This window comes from Altererythrobacter sp. KTW20L (genome assembly GCF_023501975.1).
Taxonomy (GTDB): Bacteria; Pseudomonadota; Alphaproteobacteria; order Sphingomonadales; family Sphingomonadaceae; genus Alteraurantiacibacter.
Window position 1 is genome coordinate 1 of sequence record NZ_JAMFLH010000035.1, and the last position, 352, is coordinate 352.

Annotated in this window: 1 protein-coding gene; it reads left to right on the forward strand. The window is 59.4% G+C overall.

The window, feature by feature from the left end:
* Positions 1-37 precede the first annotated feature (37 nt).
* Positions 38-352: hypothetical protein (locus tag M3P36_RS15090; protein ID WP_249704530.1), on the forward strand; the 315-nt coding region annotated here is incomplete at its 3' end.

The window sequence follows — 352 nt, forward strand, 5'->3', positions numbered from 1 at the left end:
CGGCAATGCCCTGGCCTCGCTTGACAATTCCGGCGTTATGACGATTGCTGCCTCTGCCAATGCGGTTGCTGCTGACGGCGATGCTTCGGCCTCTGCCAGCGTGGATACGGGCATTGACCAGTATGCCTATGTTTCTGGCGAAGGCGACGCCTCGACGCTGCTAACCAACAGTGGTACGATCACGATTACGGCCAATGCCTCGGCGGCAGGGGCGAGTGATGCTTCGGCCGATGCCGAGATCGATAGCGAGGGCTTCTATCAATATGCGTCTGTCAACGGCACGGGCAATGCCCTGGCCTCGCTTGACAATTCCGGCGTTATTACGATTGCTGCGGCGGCCAATGCGGTTGCT